The organism is Paracoccus sp. S4493, from assembly GCF_000967735.1.
In the GTDB taxonomy this organism is placed as follows: Bacteria; Pseudomonadota; Alphaproteobacteria; order Rhodobacterales; family Rhodobacteraceae; genus Paracoccus; species Paracoccus marcusii.
Window position 1 is genome coordinate 1 of sequence record NZ_JXYF01000254.1, and the last position, 295, is coordinate 295.

A 295-nucleotide genomic window follows, 5' to 3' on the forward strand; every position below is an offset into this window, starting at 1 on the left:
TACCTGCCCAAGCCCTTCGAGCCGCGCGAACTGCTGCTGCGCATCGGTGCGATCCTGCGCCGGGTGCCGGTGGTCGAGGTGGCGCAGCCGAAATACCTGACGCTTGGCGCGCTGCGCTATGACACGGACAAGGGCGAGTTGTGGAACGGCGACGCGCCGCTGCGCCTGACGGGCACGGAAACCGCGCTGCTGCGCCGTCTTGCGGCCAGCCGGGGCCAGCCGGTCAGCCGCGCCGACCTGATCGACGACCTAGGCCGGGGCGGCGGCGAGGACGAGAACGGAGAGCGCGCCATCG

The 295-nt window shown here is 71.9% G+C and carries 1 pseudogene; it reads left to right on the forward strand.

Annotated elements, in window-relative coordinates:
• Positions 1–295: pseudogene (locus TW83_RS16825) on the forward strand (response regulator transcription factor); the annotation flags it as partial.